The 21,743-nt window shown below is 54.7% G+C and carries 21 protein-coding genes; 8 read left to right on the forward strand and 13 right to left on the reverse strand.

Going from position 1 to position 21,743, the window contains the following annotated elements; genetic code table 11:
• Positions 1-12 precede the first annotated feature (12 nt).
• The 9 genes from era to rseD all read right to left on the reverse strand — a co-directional run bounded on the left by era (position 13) and on the right by rseD (position 7,556).
• Complete coding sequence (gene era / locus N037_RS08170) at positions 13-918, reverse strand: GTPase Era (protein WP_023308847.1); 906 nt, start codon at positions 916-918, stop codon at positions 13-15.
• A complete protein-coding gene (gene rnc / locus N037_RS08175) occupies positions 915-1,595 on the reverse strand; it encodes a ribonuclease III (RefSeq protein WP_003860711.1) in 681 nt (226 codons plus the stop codon). Before rnc ends, era begins: the two co-directional genes overlap by 4 nt.
• 222 nt (positions 1,596-1,817) lie before the next feature.
• Positions 1,818-2,792 (reverse strand): signal peptidase I, encoded by a 975-nt coding sequence (lepB, locus tag N037_RS08180; RefSeq protein WP_023308848.1) that lies wholly within the window; start codon positions 2,790-2,792, stop codon positions 1,818-1,820.
• Positions 2,793-2,807: 15 nt separating this feature from the next.
• Positions 2,808-4,607, reverse strand: coding sequence for a translation elongation factor 4 (gene lepA, locus N037_RS08185; RefSeq protein WP_023333059.1), 1,800 nt, complete (start codon positions 4,605-4,607; stop codon positions 2,808-2,810).
• A 185-nt stretch (positions 4,608-4,792) separates the two neighbouring features.
• Positions 4,793-5,269, reverse strand: coding sequence for a SoxR-reducing system protein RseC (rseC, locus tag N037_RS08190; RefSeq protein ID WP_032640230.1), 477 nt, complete (start codon positions 5,267-5,269; stop codon positions 4,793-4,795).
• Complete coding sequence (gene rseB / locus N037_RS08195; RefSeq protein WP_023333061.1) at positions 5,266-6,219, reverse strand: sigma-E factor regulatory protein RseB; 954 nt, start codon at positions 6,217-6,219, stop codon at positions 5,266-5,268. The genes rseC and rseB overlap by 4 nt, the downstream gene beginning before the upstream one ends.
• Positions 6,219-6,869: an anti-sigma-E factor RseA gene (gene rseA, locus N037_RS08200; RefSeq protein ID WP_008502186.1), complete on the reverse strand. Its 651-nt coding sequence runs from the start codon at positions 6,867-6,869 to the stop codon at positions 6,219-6,221. The genes rseB and rseA overlap by 1 nt, the downstream gene beginning before the upstream one ends.
• Before the next feature lie 31 nt (positions 6,870-6,900).
• Positions 6,901-7,476, reverse strand: coding sequence for an RNA polymerase sigma factor RpoE (gene rpoE / locus N037_RS08205; protein ID WP_006176728.1), 576 nt, complete (start codon positions 7,474-7,476; stop codon positions 6,901-6,903).
• Positions 7,473-7,556, reverse strand: coding sequence for a rpoE leader peptide RseD (gene rseD / locus N037_RS25395; RefSeq protein ID WP_223605340.1), 84 nt, complete (start codon positions 7,554-7,556; stop codon positions 7,473-7,475). Before rseD ends, rpoE begins: the two co-directional genes overlap by 4 nt.
• A gap of 343 nt (positions 7,557-7,899) precedes the next feature.
• Between rseD and nadB the strand changes: the two genes are divergently transcribed.
• Positions 7,900-9,519: an L-aspartate oxidase gene (nadB, locus tag N037_RS08210; protein WP_032640232.1), complete on the forward strand. Its 1,620-nt coding sequence runs from the start codon at positions 7,900-7,902 to the stop codon at positions 9,517-9,519.
• Here nadB and trmN read toward each other — a convergent pair.
• Positions 9,504-10,241, reverse strand: a complete 738-nt coding sequence (gene trmN / locus N037_RS08215; RefSeq protein WP_032640235.1) for a tRNA(1)(Val) (adenine(37)-N(6))-methyltransferase TrmN — start codon at positions 10,239-10,241, stop codon at positions 9,504-9,506. The genes nadB and trmN overlap by 16 nt on opposite strands.
• Before the next feature lie 132 nt (positions 10,242-10,373).
• Here trmN and srmB point away from each other — a divergent pair, with 132 nt between their 5' ends.
• On the forward strand, positions 10,374-11,702 hold the full coding sequence (gene srmB / locus N037_RS08220) for an ATP-dependent RNA helicase SrmB (protein ID WP_023308854.1): 1,329 nt from the start codon (positions 10,374-10,376) through the stop codon (positions 11,700-11,702).
• A 49-nt stretch (positions 11,703-11,751) separates the two neighbouring features.
• Here srmB and grcA read toward each other — a convergent pair whose 3' ends face one another.
• Positions 11,752-12,135, reverse strand: coding sequence for an autonomous glycyl radical cofactor GrcA (gene grcA / locus N037_RS08225; RefSeq protein WP_008502190.1), 384 nt, complete (start codon positions 12,133-12,135; stop codon positions 11,752-11,754).
• 313 nt (positions 12,136-12,448) lie between these two features.
• On the opposite strand from grcA, the gene ung reads away from it, so the two are divergent.
• Positions 12,449-13,138 (forward strand): uracil-DNA glycosylase, encoded by a 690-nt coding sequence (gene ung, locus N037_RS08230; RefSeq protein WP_032640236.1) that lies wholly within the window; start codon positions 12,449-12,451, stop codon positions 13,136-13,138.
• Positions 13,139-13,177: 39 nt separating this feature from the next.
• On the opposite strand, the gene N037_RS08235 is transcribed toward ung, so the two are convergent.
• Positions 13,178-14,308, reverse strand: a complete 1,131-nt coding sequence (locus N037_RS08235) for a tRNA/rRNA methyltransferase (protein WP_032640238.1) — start codon at positions 14,306-14,308, stop codon at positions 13,178-13,180.
• A gap of 204 nt (positions 14,309-14,512) precedes the next feature.
• Between N037_RS08235 and trxC the strand changes: the two genes are divergently transcribed.
• From trxC to N037_RS08260, 5 genes are all read left to right on the forward strand, one after another.
• Positions 14,513-14,932 carry a thioredoxin TrxC gene (gene trxC, locus N037_RS08240; protein ID WP_023308858.1) on the forward strand — a complete coding sequence of 140 codons (420 nt, stop codon included), beginning with the start codon at positions 14,513-14,515 and terminating at the stop codon, positions 14,930-14,932.
• 69 nt (positions 14,933-15,001) lie between these two features.
• Complete coding sequence (locus tag N037_RS08245; RefSeq protein WP_032640240.1) at positions 15,002-15,700, forward strand: tRNA-uridine aminocarboxypropyltransferase; 699 nt, start codon at positions 15,002-15,004, stop codon at positions 15,698-15,700.
• Between the two features lie 35 nt (positions 15,701-15,735).
• Complete coding sequence (locus N037_RS08250) at positions 15,736-18,399, forward strand: bifunctional acetate--CoA ligase family protein/GNAT family N-acetyltransferase (protein WP_032640242.1); 2,664 nt, start codon at positions 15,736-15,738, stop codon at positions 18,397-18,399.
• A gap of 110 nt (positions 18,400-18,509) precedes the next feature.
• Entirely contained in the window at positions 18,510-19,865 is a 1,356-nt protein-coding gene (gene pssA, locus N037_RS08255) for a CDP-diacylglycerol--serine O-phosphatidyltransferase (protein WP_023333068.1), read from the forward strand.
• 45 nt (positions 19,866-19,910) lie between these two features.
• Entirely contained in the window at positions 19,911-20,234 is a 324-nt protein-coding gene (locus N037_RS08260; protein ID WP_032640244.1) for a YfiM family lipoprotein, read from the forward strand.
• On the opposite strand, the gene N037_RS08265 is transcribed toward N037_RS08260, so the two are convergent.
• Positions 20,231-21,526 (reverse strand): MFS transporter, encoded by a 1,296-nt coding sequence (locus N037_RS08265; RefSeq protein ID WP_032640247.1) that lies wholly within the window; start codon positions 21,524-21,526, stop codon positions 20,231-20,233. The two genes, N037_RS08260 and N037_RS08265, sit on opposite strands and share 4 nt — an antisense overlap.
• Between the last annotated feature and the right edge of the window lie 217 nt (positions 21,527-21,743).

The following is a 21,743-nucleotide window of genomic DNA, read 5'->3' on the forward strand; positions in this document are numbered from 1 at the left end:
CGTCGTCTTGGTTTACTGGTCTTCGCCGTAACCGAGGCTGCGCAGAGCACGCTCATCATCGGCCCAGCCAGATTTCACTTTCACCCACAGTTCGAGGTGAACCGGCGCTTCGAACATCTCCATCATGTCCTTACGGGCTTCGATACCGATGGTTTTGATCTTGGCCCCTTTGTTGCCGATCACCATCTTCTTCTGCCCTTCGCGCTCAACGAGGATCAGGCCGTTGATATCGTAGCCACCGCGCTCGTTGGTCTGGAAACGCTCGATCTCCACCGTCACAGAGTACGGCAGTTCAGCGCCCAGGAAACGCATCAGCTTTTCACGGATGATTTCAGAGGCCATAAAGCGCTGAGAGCGATCGGTGATGTAGTCTTCCGGGAAGTGATGAATCGCTTCCGGCAGATGCTTACGCACGATGCCCGCGATGGTATCAACGTTCAGGCCGGTCTCAGCAGACAGCGGAACGATGTCGAGGAAGTTCATCTGGCTACCGAGCCACTGCAGATGTGGCAGCAGGTCGGCCTTTTCCTGCACGTTATCAACTTTGTTGACCGCGAGGATGACCGGCGTTTTGCCGTCACGCAGCTTGTTCAGCACCATCTCGTCGTCCGGCGTCCAGCGGGTGCCTTCCACAACGAAAATCACCAGCTCTACGTCGCCAATCGAGCTGCTCGCCGCCTTGTTCATCAGACGGTTGATGGCGCGCTTCTCTTCCATGTGCAGGCCTGGGGTATCGACGTAGATCGCCTGATACGCGCCTTCAGTATGGATGCCGACGATGCGGTGACGCGTGGTCTGCGCCTTACGCGAGGTGATTGAAATCTTCTGCCCAAGCAGATTATTCAGCAGGGTGGATTTGCCAACGTTCGGACGTCCGACGATGGCAATAAATCCGCAATAGGTTTTATCTTCGCTCATTCCAGCTCCAGCATTTTTAACGCCTGTTCGGCGGCAGCCTGTTCAGCCTTACGACGGCTTGAACCTGTGCCCACCACCGGTTCACTCAGGCCACTGACCTGGCAATGGATGGTAAATTCCTGATCGTGCGCTTCGCCACGTACCTGCACCACCAGATAAGACGGCAGCGGCAGATGACGACCCTGCAAATATTCCTGCAGACGCGTTTTCGGATCTTTTTGTTTATCGCCCGGACTGATTTCGTCCAGACGGGTCTGATACCAGTTCAGGATCAGCTTTTCTACGGTCTGGATATCGCTGTCCAGGAACACACCACCAATTAATGCTTCGACCGTATCGGCAAGAATAGATTCACGACGGAAGCCGCCGCTTTTCAGTTCACCCGGTCCAAGACGCAGACATTCGCCCAGCTCAAATTCGCGCGCGATTTCCGCAAGGGTATTACCCCGAACCAGCGTGGCGCGCATGCGGCTCATATCACCTTCATCCACGCGCGGGAAACGGTGATAAAGCGCATTCGCAATCACGAAACTTAAAATAGAGTCGCCTAAAAATTCGAGACGCTCATTATGTTTGCTGCTGGCACTGCGGTGGGTTAATGCCTGTTGCAACAGCTCCTGATGATGAAAAGTGTAGCCCAGCTTCCGTTGAAGCCGATTAATTACGATGGGGTTCATGCGATACCAATAAATGAATGCGTCAAAAATGCAGCACACGAAACCGACCTGAGAAGACCAACGCGGTTTCGTGTGCCGTGGCACCCTTGCAGGGCCAACCTTAAACTTCGGGGGAATATTCTATACACAACGACAGGGGATGTCGTTAGTTCGAAGAGATTTATCGTGGAAATAATTCACGTAGCCGCTAATTAAAGCGGCTACGCGTTCATTTATTGAGAATTAATGGATTCCGCCGATACGATTCAGGCGGACACCGGTCGGCCATTCGCCTTCCTGCTTCTCAAAACTCATCCAGATGGCGGTGGCTTTACCGACCAGATTCGCTTCCGGCACAAAGCCCCAGTAACGGCTGTCCGCAGAGTTATCGCGGTTGTCACCCATCATGAAGTAATGTCCTGGCGGTACAATCCAGCTCGCCAACTGCTGGCCCGGCTGGCGATAGTACATACCCAGCTGATCCTGCGCGATTGGCACGGTGAGGATACGGTGCGTCACATCGCCCAGCGTCTCTTTGCGCTCAACCAGACGGATGCCGTCCTCTTTAGTTTCGCCTTTCGGTACCTGGAAAAATCCGCTGGTCGCTTCACCGCCATTACGACGGGCAAAGGTCTGCACAAAATCACTTGGCTCAACGTTTGAGTAGGTGATTGGCAGCGCGTTTTCACATGCGGTACCGGAGCTGCATCCCGGCTGAACGGTGACTTCTTTCGCAACCGGATCGTAAGTCACTTTATCACCCGGCAGACCTACCGCGCGCTTGATGTAGTCCAGGCGCGGATCTTCCGGATATTTGAACACCACGATGTCGCCACGTTTCGGATGACCGGTTTCGATCAGCGTTTTCTGGTAGATAGGATCTTTAATGCCGTAGGCAAACTTCTCTACCAGAATAAAATCACCAATCAGCAGCGTTGGCATCATTGAACCTGATGGGATTTGGAACGGCTCGTAAATAAACGAACGTACCACCAGCACAATCGCCAGCACCGGAAATACCGAGGCGCCCGTTTCCAGCCAGCCCGGTTTCGGGCCGACTTTTTTCAGGGTTTTCGCGTCAATCCCATCGCCAGTGGCTGCCTGTGCGGCAGCCTGACGTTCACGACGTTTTGGGGCGAAGATAAACTTATCCAGACACCACAGCAGACCTGTCACCAGGGTAGCAATGACCAGGATCAGGGCAAACATGTTCGCCATGCCAACTCCTTAGGGTTATTTGCCGTCTTTACCAACATGAAGGATGGCAAGGAATGCTTCCTGCGGCAGCTCGACGTTACCGACCTGCTTCATACGCTTCTTACCTTCTTTCTGCTTCTGCAGCAGCTTTTTCTTACGGCTGACGTCACCGCCATAGCACTTGGCCAGAACGTTTTTACGCAGCTGTTTCACGGTTGAACGCGCGATAATGTGGTTGCCAATGGCCGCCTGAATCGCGATATCGAACTGCTGACGCGGGATCAGATCTTTCATTTTCTCAACCAGCTCGCGGCCGCGGTACGGCGCATTGTCGTTGTGGGTGATCAGCGCCAGCGCATCTACACGCTCGCCGTTGATCAGCACGTCCACACGCACCATGTTGGAGGCCTGGAAGCGTTTGAAGTTGTAATCCAGCGACGCATAGCCACGGGAGGTCGACTTCAGACGGTCGAAGAAGTCGAGAACCACTTCCGCCATCGGGATTTCATAGGTTAGGGCCACCTGGTTACCGTGGTAAACCATGTTGGTCTGCACGCCACGCTTCTCAATACACAGCGTAATGACGTTACCCAGGAACTCCTGCGGCAGCAGCATGTGACACTCTGCAATAGGCTCGCGCAGTTCATGAATGTTGTTCAGCGGCGGCAGCTTGGACGGGCTATCGACGTAGATCACTTCTTTCGAGGTGGTTTCAACTTCATAGACTACGGTCGGTGCCGTGGTGATCAGATCCAGATCGTATTCACGCTCCAGACGCTCCTGAATGATCTCCATATGCAGCAGACCGAGGAAGCCACAGCGGAAGCCGAAGCCCAGCGCCGTTGAGCTTTCTGGCTCGTAGAACAGGGAAGCATCGTTCAGGCTCAGTTTACCGAGCGCGTCACGGAAGTTTTCGTAGTCGTCAGAGCTGACCGGGAACAGGCCCGCATACACCTGCGGCTTCACCTTTTTAAAGCCTGGCAGCGCTTTATCTGCCGGGTTACGTGCACCGGTCAGGGTATCGCCCACCGGCGCGCCGAGGATGTCTTTAATGGCGCAGACCAGCCAGCCTACCTCGCCGCATCTCAGCTCGGTACGGTCAACCTGTTTTGGCGTGAAGATGCCCAGACGGTCGGCGTTGTAGACCTGTCCGGTACTCATTACCTTGATTTTGTCGCCTTTACGCATGGTGCCGTTTTTAATACGCACCAGTGAGACAACGCCCAGATAGTTATCGAACCAGGAGTCGATAATCAGCGCCTGCAGTGGCGCATCCGGATCGCCTTCCGGGGCCGGAATGTCACGTACCAGACGTTCCAGCACGTCGGTCACGCCCACACCGGTTTTCGCGGAGCAGCGCACGGCGTCGGTCGCGTCAATGCCGACAATATCTTCAATCTCTTCCGCTACGCGCTCAGGATCGGCAGCTGGCAGGTCAATCTTGTTCAGAACCGGCACAACTTCGAGATCCATTTCCATCGCGGTGTAGCAGTTTGCCAGGGTCTGGGCTTCTACGCCCTGCCCGGCATCCACCACCAGCAGCGCGCCTTCACAGGCCGCGAGCGAGCGTGAAACCTCATAGGAGAAGTCAACGTGGCCTGGGGTGTCGATAAAGTTCAGCTGATAGGTTTCACCATCAGCCGCTTTGTAATCCAGCGTAACGCTCTGCGCTTTAATGGTGATACCGCGTTCGCGTTCCAGGTCCATGGAGTCCAGAACCTGGGCTTCCATTTCACGATCAGACAGGCCACCGCAAATCTGGATAATACGGTCAGACAGCGTCGACTTACCGTGGTCAATGTGAGCAATGATCGAAAAGTTACGTATGTTCTTCATATAGTTAAATAATTATGCCTTACGAATTCCTGGAGGCCGCTGTTCTTAGCCTGACGTTTTTCAGTGCGAAAACGCAGCATTCTACACTACATCCTCGCTACCTGGAAATGCACTTAGAGACAGGTATAGCGTGAAGAAAGGCCGTTTTCTGTTTTAGGGTGTAAAAAATGATAAAGCCCGATGGATCACCGGGCCTCAGAAGAGAGCGTTTCAACACGAAGCTGGTCTGGCGCCAGCCCAACGCTGAGAATGACAGGCTGCCACTCCTCGCGCGCGGCGAGCGTCGGAGAGAGACCTTTGGCAAGCCAGAATCCCCCTACGCCACCCAATGCGGCACCGCAAATGGCGGCCACATCGGTACCAAAAAGCATCTGAAACAGACCTCCCATGATAAACAGCCCAACCAGCGGAGAGAGATACACCAGCATGGCGGAACTGAGCAGGCTGCCTTCCGCGATGCCAAGCTCTACCTTTTGCCCCGCCATCAGCGGCTGTTCGCTTGGCACAGAAATCGTGTGCGATGTCTGCGGCCCGAGCTTATTCAGCACGCGGCTGCCGCAGCCGGCGCGGGATGCACAGCTATTACATGAAGCTTTTACATCGCAGCTCACCAGAGCAATGCCGTTCTGCCACGAGACAACCGTCGCCCACTCTTTGATCATTGTGCTGCCCTGAATTTAATGCTGTCGGAGATGCGCTTCGCCGTTTGCGGAGGAAGTTCACCCACAATGGTGATCTCTGCGTTATCGCGTACCGTTGTACTCACCGTACGGCGCCCGGTACGCAGCATTTGTTCGGCGCTGTTTGCCGTTGCGCGATTGATATTCACCGAGAAGCTGAACAAACCGTCGGAATAGAGGCGCGATTCCACCGGCGTGTCAATCGTTGGCAACTGGCGACGGCTGCTGGACACCTCGCTAAACCCTTGCGGGATCCAGGCAGGTACCCAGTTGAAATTAACGGAATCCCCGGCAGGAACAGAAAGCAGCGGCGGCAGGCTGGCCTTAGCCAGGTTCTGCATGCTGTTGCCAACCTGATTGTTCACGCTGAAGGAGATAACCCGGAACTGTTCCAGCGTTTCACCGTCACGGTCGAGGAGGTCAACACGCATGGGGAGTTTGGTTTCGGCGTCAATCCAGACGATATAGCTGTAGCGCGTTCCATCCCGGGCAACAACGCGAATCACCTCGCACAGTCTGTCCGCGATACGGGTGCGCCCTACCGAAATAAAATCGTAGTAAGGGGCAAGCCGTTTGAAGTCGGTGTAAATGAGTGACGGCAGAGAATCAACGATATAGTCGCCATTCAGCGTGAAAGGCTCCAGGCCTGGTTCGAAATAGCTGATTTCGTTACCACGCTGGACAACTTCCCGACGCGGACCATCCATCTGTAAGAGCTGGGAGAGCGGCTGATTATCAAGACGGGCATGACGATAGCGTAACGACTCGACGCCCTGCTTATTAATACTGATAAATGCCAACTCGTAATTGAGTGACTGGCTGGCCAGATTCATTTGCTGCAACAACGCCCCGGATGAAACATCAGCCGAGGCGTTGGCAGAGAAGAACAGGCTACCCGCCATCAGAGACATGGCGAACCAAAGTTGCTTCATTACTGCGATTGCGTTCCTAAAGTTTGGTTTCCGGGCACCTGCACAGCAGCTTGCTGTGTCTGGGCCTGCTCAAACTGAAGCTGTTCAGAGTGCAGGCGACGCTGCAACTCGTAATCCTGCAACATCGCATTAATGCGACGGCGCTGCTCCTGAACCTGCTGTTGCTGACCGCCACTGGCGGAAGCATCAGCCGGTACGCCCAGGCTTACCGGGCTAGCTTTGCCCATCATCGGCAGTGTGTTAAACACTGGCGCTTCTGGCTGCTGATTAGTTTCAGACTGAGTATTATAGTGCTGGACGCCAACAATAACTGCAAGCGATACGCATGCAGCCACACCCATTTGGGTAAGCTGGCTGGCCCACGGACGCACCTTTTGCCAGAACGGCATTTTCTGCCACTGGTGGGGCGCGGGTTGAGCTTCAGGAATCAGCGGAGTGGTCTGATGAACAGGCTCATTCTCAATCGCCGCCATGACGCGGGCTGAGATATCGAAATGGAGAACCTCGCCGGTGTCACCGCGAAGGGTGTCACGGATGAGATGGTAACTCTCCCAGGTCTCTTGCATTTCGGGTGAATGAGACAGCTCGTTGAGCAGCTCACTATCCACCGTTTCACCATCCATTAAAGCGGAAAGTTTTTCTTTCTGCATGCCTAATACCTTTTCCAGTATCCCGCTATCGTCAACGCCTGATAAGCGGTTGAACTTTATTATCAATAGCTTCTCGCGCACGGAAAATTCGTGAACGTACCGTGCCGACCGGACAATCCATGATAGCGGCTATCTCTTCATAGCTCAGACCATCCAACTCCCGTAACGTAATTGCCATGCGTAAATCTTCCGGGAGCGACTCGATCGTGCGAAAAACGATTTGTCTCAGTTCTTCTGACAACATTAAGTTCTCAGGGTTCGAAATTTCTTTCAATGCGCCGCCACTTTCGAAGTTTTCGGCGTCGATTGCGTCCACATCACTTGAAGGCGGACGACGACCCTGAGCGACCAGATAATTCTTTGCCGTATTGACCGCAATACGGTACAGCCAGGTATAAAAAGCACTATCTCCCCGGAAAGAATCCAGCGCGCGATAGGCCTTAATAAAAGACTCTTGCACCACATCAGGCACATCGCCTGACGGTACATAGCGGGAAACCAGGCTCGCCACCTTATGCTGGTAGCGCACCACCAGTAGGTTAAAGGCTTTCTGATCTCCCTTCTGGACCCGTTCAACCAGGACCTGGTCCGTTAACTGCTCGCTCATCCGAGGTAATGTCTCCCCAAACCTAAATTCCACGCGTTATCGAAACGCCACTCTAAAAATACCGCACTTTGAGCAAGCACCGAATTAGAGTGTCTGATCTTCAATAAGTTCCGTAACGCCTTTGTTTTTGTTCATCGCGCCGCAGACCGTTCATTTTCTCTCATTATAAGTCTGTTCACGATACGCACCACTTTATGACAAGAAACATCTTTTTCCCGCCAGAAGAGTAACGCAACACAGGCTTTATTTCACCACAAAATCTGACGCTAACGATCTGCTTCGCAAAATAATTTCACTCATTTACCCTCCGTTTACCTCCGCTTACGCGTTTAGCCATTGCAACAGCCGCTAAAAAAAACGTGCGATATATCGCATTCGGGTGCTATTCTGACCCAACACTGTTTAGTAAATTAAACAACAATCATGAACACAACATCTGAACTTCATTGTGATGTACTGATCATCGGCAGCGGCGCTGCCGGTCTCTCTCTGGCGTTGCGCCTGGCCGAGCATCAAAACGTTATCGTTCTGAGTAAAGGACCGATAAGTGAAGGTTCCACGTTTTATGCCCAGGGTGGTATCGCCGCCGTGTTTGATGAGACAGACAGCATTGCATCCCACGTCGACGATACGCTGATTGCCGGGGCCGGGATCGTGGATGCACACGCCGCGGAGTTTGTCGCCAGCAATGCCCGCCATTGCGTTCAGTGGCTCATCGACCAGGGCGTCTTATTCGACACTCAGATTCAACCTAACGGGGAAGAGAGCTACCACCTGACTCGCGAAGGCGGCCATAGTCACCGCCGCATCCTGCACGCAGCGGATGCCACCGGTAAAGAAGTAGAAACCACGCTGGTCAGTAAAGCGCTGAGCCATCCTAATATTCGGGTTCTCGAGCGAAGTAATGCCGTTGACCTGATCATTTCCGACAAGATTGGCCTGCCCGGCACGCGTCGCGTGGTGGGCGCCTGGGTCTGGAACCGTAATAAAGAGAAGGTGGAAACCTGCCAGGCGAAGGCTGTGGTGCTGGCGACGGGCGGCGCCTCCAAGGTGTATCAGTACACTACCAACCCGGACATTGCCTCCGGAGACGGTATCGCGATGGCCTGGCGCGCAGGCTGCCGGGTGGCGAACCTTGAGTTTAATCAGTTTCACCCAACTGCCCTGTTCCATCCTCAGGCGCGCAACTTCCTGCTGACGGAAGCCCTGCGCGGTGAAGGCGCATATCTGAAACGCCCTGACGGCTCTCGCTTTATGCCGGACTTTGACGCCCGTGGCGAACTGGCCCCGCGCGATATCGTTGCCCGCGCCATCGATCATGAAATGAAACGCCTTGGCGTGGACTGCATGTATCTTGATATCAGCCATAAGCCAGCAGAGTTCATTCGCCAGCATTTCCCGATGATTTACGAAAAGCTGCTCAATCTTGGCATTGATTTAACGCGCGATCCGGTGCCCATTGTGCCAGCGGCCCACTATACCTGCGGTGGCGTGATGGTTGACGATCATGGACGTACCGATGTGGACGGACTGTATGCTATCGGTGAGGTCAGCTATACCGGACTTCACGGCGCGAACCGTATGGCCTCTAACTCGCTGCTTGAATGTCTGGTGTACGGCTGGTCAGCAGCGGAAGACATCACGAAGCGTATGCCTTACGCCCGCGAGACAGAGCACCTGCCTGCCTGGGATGAAAGCCGGGTTGATAACCCGGACGAGCTGGTCGTGATCCAGCACAACTGGCATGAGCTACGGCTGTTTATGTGGGACTACGTGGGGATTGTGCGCACCACGAAACGTCTGGAACGCGCCTTGCGCCGCATCACCATGCTGCAGCAGGAAATTGATGAGTACTATGCCAATTTCCGCGTATCCAATAACCTGCTGGAGCTGCGCAATCTGGTTCAGGTGGCCGAGCTGATTGTTCGCTGTGCGATGATGCGTAAAGAGAGCCGCGGCCTGCACTATACCCTGGACTATCCGGATCAGCTTGCTGAGTCCGGCCCGTCGATACTCGCCCCGCAGGTTTACATAAACAGATAAAACGCCTGGGTCAGAGCAGTGTAATCTTCGGAATAACGCTGGTCTGGCCCACGGATCACCATTCGGTCATTAAAGCATTCACCCTCTTTTGGCGAGAGCGCCAGCAGCACGCGGTGCGGTAGCCGTCCTTCCGTATCCGAAATATCGGTACGCAGACGTAACGTCCAGCCGATCTCCTGCGCGATACCGATGAACGTGTTGCCGGTACTCTCAGGCAGGACTACACAGAAAAACCCTTCTTCGGAGATGAGTTCCGCCGCACTGATGAGCAGCGCTTTATGATCGAGGGAGCCGGTATAACGCGCCTGCTCGCGCTCGGGTGTCCCGCACTCAACGCCGGGCTCATAGTAGGGAGGGTTGCTGACGATCAGATCGTAACGCGCGGTTTGTTCAGGCGCCCAGGCGAGCACATCTGCGCATTCCACCTTCATTCGGGCTGCCCAGGGAGATTCGGCCATATTGTCACTCGCCTGCTCTGCGGCCTGCGCATCCAGTTCGACGGCATCAATGGTGACATGTTCTTCCGTACGCTGCGCCAGCATCAACGCCACCAGCCCGCTGCCGGTACCGATATCAAGAATACGCTTAACGCCTGCGACAGGCGCCCACGCTCCCAGTAAAATACCGTCTGTACCGACTTTCATGGCACAGCGATCGTGGGCGACAAAAAATTGTTTAAACGTAAAACCATCGCGGCGCAGCTGCGCTTTGAGTTGGGACATGTCAGGGCAACCTTCTAAGTGAAACTGGAGTAGCATAGGGGAAAGCGAAGTAGCCGAAAAGCGATATCCATACAAACAGATGAAGATTACAGCCGTAACGTCTATAATCAGCGCCCCACACAGAGGTAGAACATGACTGTAACGACTTTTTCCGAACTTGAACTCGATGAAAGCCTGCTCAATGCACTTGAGAGCAAAGGCTTTACACGCCCGACCGCCATTCAGGCAGCGGCCATCCCGCCTGCGCTTGAGGGCCGCGATGTGCTCGGTTCTGCGCCAACCGGCACGGGGAAGACAGCAGCCTATTTGCTGCCTGTGTTGCAGCATCTGCTCGACTTCCCACGCAAAAAATCTGGCCCGCCGCGTATTTTAATCCTGACGCCTACGCGCGAACTGGCAATGCAGGTTGCCGATCACGCGCGTGAACTCGCGGCAAATACTCATCTGGATATCGCCACCATCACCGGCGGCGTTGCGTATATGAACCACGCCGAAGTGTTCAGCGAAAACCAGGATATCGTCGTTGCGACGACGGGCCGTCTGCTGCAGTACATTAAAGAAGAGAACTTCGACTGCCGCGCGGTTGAAACGCTGATCCTCGACGAAGCCGACCGCATGCTGGACATGGGCTTCGCACAGGATATCGAGCACATTGCCGGGGAAACCCGCTGGCGTAATCAGACGATGCTGTTCTCTGCCACCCTCGAAGGGGAAGCGATCAAAGACTTCGCAGAGCGTCTGCTGGAAGATCCGGTGGAAGTCTCGGCGACGCCGTCCACTCGTGAGCGTAAGAAGATCCACCAGTGGTACTACCGCGCGGACAACCTCGAGCACAAGGTTGAATTGCTGAAACACCTGCTGAAGCAGGAAGATGCTCTGCGCACCATCGTGTTTGTGCGTAAGCGCGAGCGCGTGCACGAGCTGGCTGAAATGCTGCGTAACGCCGGGATCAACAACTGCTATCTTGAAGGCGAGATGGCGCAGATCAAGCGTACCGAAGGCATCAAGCGCCTGACCGACGGCCGCGTTAACGTGCTGGTTGCGACTGACGTTGCCGCGCGTGGGATCGACATCCCGGACGTCAGCCACGTCATTAACTTCGATATGCCGCGTAGCGGAGATACCTACCTGCACCGTATTGGCCGTACCGGCCGCGCGGGCCGCAAAGGGATTGCGATTTCACTGGTCGAAGCGCATGACTACCTGCTGCTGCAGAAGATTGGCCGCTATGTTGATGAGCCGCTGAAAGCGCGCGTTATTGACGAACTCCGCCCGACCACGCGCGCACCGAGCGAAAAGATGACGGGTAAACCGTCCAAGAAAGCGCTCGCGAAACGTGCTGAGAGAAAAGAGAAAGAAAAAGAGAAACCGCGCGTGAAGCAGCGCCACCGCGATACCAAAAATATTGGTAAGCGCCGTAAGCCAAGCTCTGCCGCACCAGAGACGAAAACTGAAGAGTAAAAAAAAGCCGGGAAAATCCCGGCTTTTTTATTCCCCCCTGCTGTAGCCGTTACAGGCTTTCAGTAAAGGTACGGGCGATAACGTCGCGCTGCTGTTCTGGAGTCAGTGAGTTAAAGCGAACCGCATAGCCGGACACGCGGATGGTCAGCTGTGGGTATTTTTCAGGGTGCTCAACGGCGTCCATCAGCGTTTCGCGGCGCAGTACGTTTACGTTCAGGTGCTGACCACCTTCCACGCGCACTTCCGGTTTCACTTCCATTGGAATTTCACGGTACTCGATTTCGCCCAGTTTGCTCACCGGCACGATTTCATCTTCAGCAAAACCCGCTTTCGCAACGACACAGCGCGCTTCGTTTTTCTCGCTGTCCAGCAGCCAGAAAGAGTTGAGCAGATCGTCATTTGCAGCTTTAGTAATCTGGATACCTGTAATCATGTGTTGCCTCCCTAGGCTACATTAACTGATGTCGGCCTCTCGCGGCCAATTGGTAAAACCATTGTTTCTTGTGTGTATATATATCATTCACACCTCGGCGATTTATTGATTTAAATCAACAAAAACACCAACCACATAAAGAGTGTGGTTTGAATTTATTGTTTTAGATCAATTTCACAACCTTACCAATTCAACTTGTCCTGCATCTTTTCAAAATAAATTTAGCTACTTAGCGCACATTTCAGCGTGTAATTTTGCTCACCGGGGTTAAACAGGTAAGCTAGTCACAGATTGAGATTCGCAGGAGAGCGAGATGACAACACCTTTAACCTGGCATGACGTGCTGGCAGAAGAAAAGCAGCAGCCTTATTTTATCAATACGCTCAGCACCGTTGCCGCTGAGCGTCAGTCCGGACAGACGATTTACCCGCCGCAGAAAGATGTGTTCAACGCCTTTCGCTACACCGAACTGAGCGATGTGAAAGTGGTCATTCTGGGCCAGGATCCCTATCACGGCCCTGGGCAGGCGCATGGGCTGGCGTTTTCCGTCCGTCCGGGCGTGGCTATCCCCCCTTCTCTGCTCAACATGTATAAAGAGCTTGAGGGAACCGTGCCCGGTTTTACCCGGCCAAACCACGGCTACCTGGAAAGCTGGGCGCGCCAGGGCGTGCTGTTACTGAATACGGTGCTTACCGTACGGGCGGGCCAGGCACACTCGCACGCTAGCCTGGGCTGGGAGACGTTTACCGATAAAGTCATCAGCCTTATCAATGAGCATCGTGAAGGGGTGGTGTTTTTACTCTGGGGTTCTCACGCGCAGAAGAAAGGGGCGATCATCGATCGTCAGCGTCATCACGTGTTGAAAGCACCGCACCCGTCACCGCTGTCTGCGCATCGCGGTTTCTTTGGCAGTAATCATTTTATTCTGGCGAATGAGTGGCTGGAAAAACGTGGCGAAACGCCAATTGACTGGATGCCAGTGTTACCGGCAGAGAGCGAGTAGTATTTAATGTGCCGGGTCTGACCCGGCACATTAAGAGGCTTATGCCTTATTCTGGCGCCACCACTCGGCCAGCAGCACGCCGGTCGCAACGGATACGTTCAGACTTTCCACATTGCCTGTTCCGTCGATAGAGACGCTCAGATCCGCACTGGAGAGCGCCGCGTCAGACAGACCATCGCGCTCCTGACCCAGCACCAGAACCATTTTACGCGGCAGCGTCGCTTTAAACAGCGGCGTACCGGCATGGCTCGAGGTGGTCACGATGGAATAGCCCGCTTTACGGAACTGCTCAAGGGCGTCCAGAACGCTGTCGCCGGTGATCGGCTGTACATGCTCGGCTCCGCCTTCCGCAGTACGGATCGCGGCACCGGATTCCAGCAGCGCGGCATCCTGCAACAGCACACCTTTCACGCCAAAGTGCGCGCAGCTGCGCATCATTGCGCCCAGGTTGTGCGGGTTACCCACATCTTCCAGCGCCAGCACGCAGTCATCGGCATCCGCCTGGCTGACCCACTGCTGCACGGTGGTGCCGTTACGTTTTTTGATCAGGAAGCAAACGCCGCCGTGGTGTTCGGTACCGGACGCTTTGGTCAGCTCGGCATCATCCACAACGTGGTAGGCTTTGCGGTTCGCGGCCATCCAGCGCAGCGCTTCTTTGAAACGCGGAGTCACGCTCTGGATGAACCAGGCGCGGACGATACACTCAGGACGGCTCTGGAACAGCGCCTGGCAGGCGTTCTCGCCATACACGCGGGTCTCTTCCGCACGCTGACGGCGCAGCACTTCCGGGTCGATAAAGCTTTTACCGCTGATACCGCCGTGATCGGCTTTTTCCGGCGTCTCATCGCCAGGGGCGCGAGAAACGGTGCGCCACGGGGAGGCGTTATCGCGTGAGAAGTCATCACGCGGACGATCGTCGCGTGGACGGTCACTGCGTGGGCTGTCGGAACGCGGACGGTCATCGCGTTTGCGATCGTCACGTTTGCGGTCATCACCACGGGTATTTTTGTCATCGCGGGCGGGGCGACGGCCACCGTCTGCACGAGAAGACGCCGGACGCCCGCCACCTTTTCCGGTACGCGGATTTTGGGTGCGTTTATCAGAGTCATCATCACTGCGGACATACATCACTTTGACCTTGCCGCTTTTGTTTTTCATTTCGTCGTTCATGCTTTTCTCCACCAGCGCTGCGCGAAGCGCGCAGATTACCCGATGTGCCAGCGCATAGCCATAATTTCGTACAAAAGCCTGTGACTATTGTTCTCATTGAATAAAACGCATTGTTGTTTCAAACAGGCTCATTGATAATACGTAACATATTAGAAACATTATCGGCGTTCCGCCGCTGTCCCGCGGCTCTATCAGAGGTTAGTTATGAATACCGTATGTGCCAACTGTCAGGCTCTTAATCGCATTCCGGACGATCGGATGGAAGATGGTGCGAAATGCGGACGTTGTGGCCATGAATTATTTGATGGCGATGTCATTAACGCGACGGGTGCTACGCTGGACAAACTCCTCAAGGACGATCTTCCTGTCGTGATCGATTTCTGGGCGCCATGGTGCGGCCCATGCCGTAGCTTCGCGCCGATCTTCGAAGATGTGGCCGAAGAGCGCAGCGGAAAAATGCGGTTCGTTAAGGTCAATACCGAAGCTGAACCCGAACTGAGCGCACGTTTTCGTATTCGCAGCATCCCGACCATCATGATTTTCAAAAATGGCGAAGTGATCGATATGCTCAACGGTGCGGTTCCAAAAGCGCCTTTTGAAAGCTGGTTAAACGAGTCGCTGTAACATTCACGGGGCGCATCTTGTGCCCCGCCCCCGCCTCTGCGAAAATAGTGTTTTTCCTGCATTTCGCTCATGACTGATAACGCTGTCCTTAAATTACGCGCCGAACGCCTCGCGCGCGCCACCCGACCGTTCCTCGCCCGAGGTAACCGTATTCGCCGCTGTCAGCGCTGCCTGCTGCCGCTGAAGGTTTGCCTGTGCGAGACGCTGGCTCCGAGTACGGCGGAGAGCAGTTTTTGTCTGGTCATGTTCGATACCGAGCCGATGAAACCCAGCAATACGGGGCGACTTATCGCCGATATTTTGCCGGATACGGCCGCGTTTCAGTGGTCCCGTACGGAGCCACCTCAGGCCCTGCTCGACTTAGTGTCAAGCCAGGACTATCAGCCGATGGTCGTTTTCCCCGCATCATATGCAGGCGTGGATCGCCATGTGCTTTCAGCGCCGCCATCCGGTAAACCGCCGCTGTTTATTATGCTGGACGGTACCTGGACCGAAGCGCGAAAAATGTTTCGCAAAAGTCCCTATCTCGACGCGCTGCCGGTGATTTCTGTCGATCTTTCCCGCGTCTCCGCCTACCGCCTGCGTGAAGCGCATGCTGACGGGCAGTACTGCACCGCCGAAGTAGCCATTGCGCTTCTGGATTTAGCGGGAGACACCGCTGCGGCTGGGGCCCTGAGCAACCATTTCTCATGCTTCCGGGAGCGCTATCTGGCGGGAAAAACCGTTCATAAGGGCAGCGTCACAGCACTTGAGCCAGAAAGCGTTTAAAATCATCAGGTCGCTTGCATTCACAGGAGGCCTGCATGAGCCAGCGAGGGTTAGAAGCGCTACTTCGTCCTAAATCCATTGCCGTCATCGGCGCATCAATGAAACCGGATCGTGCTGGCTATCTGATGATGCGCAACCTGCTGGCCGGGGGTTTTAATGGCCCCGTCATGCCCGTCACGCCGGCTTATAAGGCCGTTCAGGGAGTGCTTGCATGGCCTGATGTACAAAGCCTGCCTTTCGTGCCGGATCTTGCCGTACTCTGTACCAACGCGAAGCGCAACCCGGAACTGCTGGAATCACTCGGCAAGAAGGGGTGTAAAACCTGCATTATTCTCTCGTCTCCCCCTGAACAGAAAGCCGAGCTGCTGGCCTGCGCCAGCCGCTATCAAATGCGCATTCTTGGGCCAAACAGTCTGGGCCTGCTCGCCCCCTGGCAGGGGCTGAATGCCAGTTTCTCCCCGGTTCCAATCCGCAAAGGCAAACTCGCGTTTATCTCGCAGTCGGCTGCGGTATCGAACACCATCCTCGACTGGGCGCAGCAGCGTGAAATGGGATTCTCCTACTTCATTGCCCTGGGCGACAGCCTGGATATCGACGTGGATGAGCTACTGGATTTTCTGGCGCGCGACGGTAAAACCAGTGCGATCCTGCTTTATCTTGAGCACCTCAGCGACGCGCGTCGTTTTGTCTCGGCTTCTCGAAGCGCTTCTCGCAATAAGCCGATCCTGGTGATCAAAAGCGGGCGCAGCCCTGCGGCACAGCGCCTGCTGCATTCGCATTCCGGTATGGATCCGGCCTGGGACGCCGCCATCCAGCGCGCGGGGTTGCTGCGGGTACAGGATACGCACGAACTTTTTTCCGCCGTTGAGACGTTAAGCCACATGCGCCCGCTGCGCGGCGAGAAGTTGATGATTGTCAGCAACGGTGCAGCCCCTGCCGCGCTCGCGCTGGACGAGCTGTGGCGACGCTTCGGCAAGCTGGCAACCCTGAGTGAAGAGACGCTGCAGCGCCTGAAAGACGCGCTTCCGACCAGCGTGACGCCCGGCAATCCGCTTGATTTGCGCGATGACGCCAGCAGCGACCGCTATATTAGGGCGATCTCCATTTTGCTGGATAGCCAGGATTTCGATGCGCTGATGATTATCCACTCCCCCAGCGCGGTCGCACCGGGCAGCGAAAGCGCGCGCGCGCTCATTGACGCCGTGCACAACCATCCGCGAGGAAAATATGTCACCCTGCTCACCAACTGGTGCGGTGAGTTTTCTTCTCAGGAGGCACGGCGCTTGTTCAGCGAGGCCGGGCTACCAACCTACCGCACGCCGGAAGGCACCATTACCGCGTTCATGCATATGGTGGAATATCGCCGCAACCAGAAACAGCTGCGTGAGACGCCGGCTTTGCCGGGGAATCTGACGGCGAACACCGTCGACGTGCACAGGCTGCTGCAGCAGGCCATCGAAGAAGGCGCGACGTCGCTTGATACGCATGAGGTCCAGCCCATTCTGGGCAGCTACGGCATGCAAACCCTGCCGACCTGGATCGCCAGCGACAGCGCTGAGGCCGTGCATATTGCCGAGCAAATTGGCTATCCGGTGGCCCTGAAGCTGCGCTCCCCGGACATCCCGCATAAGTCTGATGTTCAGGGGGTTATGTTATACCTGCGCACGGCGGCTGAGGTGCAGCAGGCAGCTGATGCCATTTTCGACCGGGTCAAAATGGCCTGGCCGCAGGCAAGGATCCACGGATTGCTGGTGCAAAGCATGGCCAACCGCGCCGGGGCTCAGGAATTACGGGTGGTGGTCGAACACGATCCCGTCTTTGGCCCGCTCATCATGCTAGGGGAAGGTGGCGTTGAGTGGCGTCCCGAAGAGCAGGCGGTGGTCGCTTTACCGCCGCTGAACATGAACCTGGCGCGTTATCTGATCATCCAGGCGATTAAAAGTAAAAAGATCCGTGGCCGGAGCGCGCTGCGTCCGCTTGATATTGCAGGATTAAGCCAGTTCCTGGTGCAGGTCTCTAACCTGATTGTGGATTGTGCCGAGATCCAGCGGCTGGACATTCATCCGCTGCTCGCGTCCGGCAATGAGTTTACGGCGCTGGACGTGACCCTGGATATCGCGCCATTCGAAGGTGACGGAGAGAGCCGTCTGGCGATCCGCCCGTATCCCCTGCAGCTGGAGGAGTGGGTTGAGATGAAGAACGGGGAACGCGCCTTGTTCCGCCCTATTCTGCCGGAAGATGAGCCCCAGCTGCGGACCTTTATCTCTCAGGTCACGAAAGAAGATCTCTATTATCGCTATTTTAGCGAAATCAACGAATTTACCCACGATGATTTAGCCAATATGACCCAGATCGACTACGATCGAGAAATGGCGTTTGTTGCCGTTCGTCGCTCCGATAAGGGGGATGAGATCCTCGGCGTCACGCGTGCTATTTCTGACCCGGATAACGTCGATGCGGAGTTTGCGGTACTGGTGCGCTCCGATCTTAAAGGCCTGGGTCTGGGAAGACGGCTGCTGGAAAAACTCATCAGTTATACGCGAGATCACGGATTGTTACGCCTCAATGGCATTACTATGCCTAACAATCGCGGTATGGTGACCCTGGCGCGAAAACTTGGGTTTGACGTTGATATTCAGCTGGACGAAGGTATTGTGGCCTTGTCCCTCAGTCTGACATCAGCAGACAAACGCGAGTAAGCTACTGGAAATGTTACCCACTTTGGACGGGACTGGTGGTATCATTGTCCGCTTATGTTGTTTGCATGGTACAGACAACCCTTCAATGAACAGAGAAGAAACGCACTGTGATGTTGTCAAAATTTAAGCGTAATAAACATCAACAACACCTTGCTCAACTACCGAAGATTTCTCAGTCAGTTGATGATGTAGAGTTCTTTTACGCTCCCGCTCATTTTCGGGAGACGCTTCTGGAAAAGATTGCCAGCGCCACGCGACGCATTTGCATTGTGGCGCTGTATCTTGAACAGGATGAAGGCGGGCGCGCGATCCTGAACGCGCTCTATGAAGCCAAACGTCAGCGCCCGGAACTCGATGTTCGCGTGCTGGTAGACTGGCATCGCGCTCAGCGTGGCCGCATTGGCGCTGCCGCGTCAAACACCAATGCTGACTGGTATTGCCGCACGGCGCAGGAAAATCCTGGCGTCGATGTCCCTGTTTATGGCGTCCCGGTTAATACCCGTGAAGCGCTCGGCGTTCTTCATTTCAAGGGCTTCATCATTGATGACAGCGTGCTTTACAGCGGCGCAAGTCTGAATGATGTTTACCTTCATCAGCTCGATAAATATCGCTACGACCGCTACCATCTGATCCGTAATCCGCAGATGGCCGATATCATGTTCAACTGGGTTGATAAAAATCTGGTCCATGGCCGCGGTGTTAATCGCCTTGACGATCCCGAGCGTCCTAAAAGCCCGGAAATCAAAAACGATGTTCGCGCCTTCCGCCAGGAGCTGCGTGATGCGGTCTATCATTTCCAGGGCGATGCGAACAACGAAGAGTTATCCGTTACCCCGCTGGTAGGGCTCGGCAAATCAAGCCTGCTGAACAAAACGATCTTCCATCTGATGCCGTGCGCGGAGCAGAAACTCACCATCTGTACGCCGTACTTCAACCTTCCTGCCGTGCTGGTGCGTAATATCATTCAGCTGCTGCGCGACGGTAAAAAGGTGGAAATCATCGTGGGTGATAAAACCGCAAACGACTTCTTCATTCCTGAAGATCAGCCGTTCAAAATCATCGGTGCGCTGCCTTATCTCTATGAAATTAACCTGCGCCGTTTCCTGAGCCGTTTACAGTATTACGTAAACACTGATCAGCTGGTTGTGCGTCTCTGGAAAGACGAAGACAACACTTACCATCTGAAAGGAATGTGGGTCGACGATGAGTGGATGCTGCTGACCGGTAACAACCTGAACCCACGCGCGTGGCGACTGGATCTGGAAAACGCTATCCTGATCCATGACCCGCAGCATGAGTTAGCCGCAAAACGTGAACGTGAGCTGGAACTGATTCGCACACATACCACTGTGGTCAATCATTACCGCGAACTGCAGAGCATTGCCGATTATCCGGTGAAAGTCCGCAAGCTTATCCGCCGCTTACGTCGTATCCGTATCGACCGACTTATCAGCCGTATTCTGTAATGTCCAGGCCCTGCCACCCGCAGGGCTTTTTTATGGAGCCCGTTGATGCGTATTCCTCTGTTACTGAGCATCCTTTTTCTGAGCGGCTGTAGCCATATCGCCAACGATAACTGGTCAGGACAGGATAAAGCACAGCATTTCCTCGCTTCTGCGATGTTGTCCGCAGCCGGTAATGAATATGCGCAGCATCAGGGGTACAGCCGGGATCGTAGCGCGGCGATAGGCTTGATGTTCTCAGTGGGTCTTGGGGCATCAAAAGAGCTGTGGGATAGCCGCCCCGCAGGGAGCGGCTGGAGCTGGAAAGATTTCGCCTGGGATATTGCCGGTGCAACGACCGGCTATGCCGTGTGGCAGATGGCGCACTATTAAAGTCGAATGCCTTTCCCTTTGCGATGCAACATCAGGGAAACAACAAAGGCCAGTGCCCCCATTATCGTTACGTACCAGAAGAATATCGTTTCACTTCCCCATGATTTAAGCGACAACGCAACGTACTCCGCCGAGCCACCAAATAGCGCATTAGCAACCGCATAAGAGAGCCCTACCCCTAAAGCACGTACCTGCGCCGGGAACATTTCAGCTTTCAGTATCCCACTGATAGAGGTATAAAAACTGACAATTACCATCGCCAGCATCACCAGCGCAAACGCGGCATACGGCGAAGTCACATGCTGAAGGGCAGACAGAATTGGTACGGTACATAACGCCGACAGCCCGCCAAAAATGAGCATCGACGTACGTCGACCGATTTTATCCGAGAGTGCACCGATAAGGGGTTGTATGAGCATAAAGACAAACAGCGCCACCGTCATGACTACGCTGGCAACGTTTGCGTGCATGCCGGTAGTGTTCACCAGGTACTTCTGCATATAGGTGGTGAACGTGTAGAAACTAAGGGAGCCGCCCGCAGTGAAGCCCAGCACCATAAGGAAAGCTTTACGGTTACGCCATAACCCTTTGAATGTTCCCGCCTCCTTCAGCGTTCTGACTTCCTTCTGAGAAGTTTCATCTAACTGACGGCGTAGCCAAAGTGCGACAACTGCCAGTACAGCGCCCATCGCGAAAGGAATTCGCCATCCCCAGGCGTGAAGTTGTTCGTCCGTCAGAATCTGCTGCAGGATCACCACCACAAGAATGGCCAGCAGTTGACCACCAATCAGCGTGACGTACTGAAATGAGGCGTAAAAACCTTTACGGCCTTCCAGCGCAATCTCACTCATGTAGGTCGCACTGGTGCCGTATTCACCGCCCACCGATAATCCCTGGAATAAGCGGGCCAGTAAAAGTAGCGCCGGTGCCCAGGTCCCAATCGATTCATATCCCGGTAAGCAGGCGATCACCAAAGAGCCAAAGCACATCATGCACACCGAGATCAGCATAGAAGCCTTACGCCCGCGACGATCTGCAATGCGGCCAAACAGCCAGCCCCCGATGGGTCGCATCAAGAATCCTGCGGCAAATACCCCTGCCGTTTGAAGCAGCTGCGTAGTGGTGTTGCCGGAGGGGAAGAAGATATGTGCGAAATAGAGTGAACAGAATGAGTAGACGTAAAAGTCGAACCATTCAACCAGATTCCCTGAAGAGGCGCTGACGATTGCCCATACCCTTCTTCGGGTATCACCGTTAGCCAGCGTCCCGTTTGATGTAATGCTTTCTGTCATTGTGATTATGCTCCTGCCATAAACAGCGGCGTATTGAGCCAGGAGACTCAATTACCTCGTAAATGAAATGTTATAATTTTGTTATAAACAACATTGCGACAGGGATCACACATTCCATTAGCAGGATAAGGGATTAAGAGAAAGGCCAGAGAGGATAAGCACAAAGCAAAAAACCCCGCACCTTACGGTACGGGGTTCTTCTGATTGATGCCTGGCA

The sequence above is a fragment of the Enterobacter sp. EGD-HP1 genome (assembly GCF_000733275.2).
In the GTDB taxonomy this organism is placed as follows: Bacteria; Pseudomonadota; Gammaproteobacteria; order Enterobacterales; family Enterobacteriaceae; genus Enterobacter.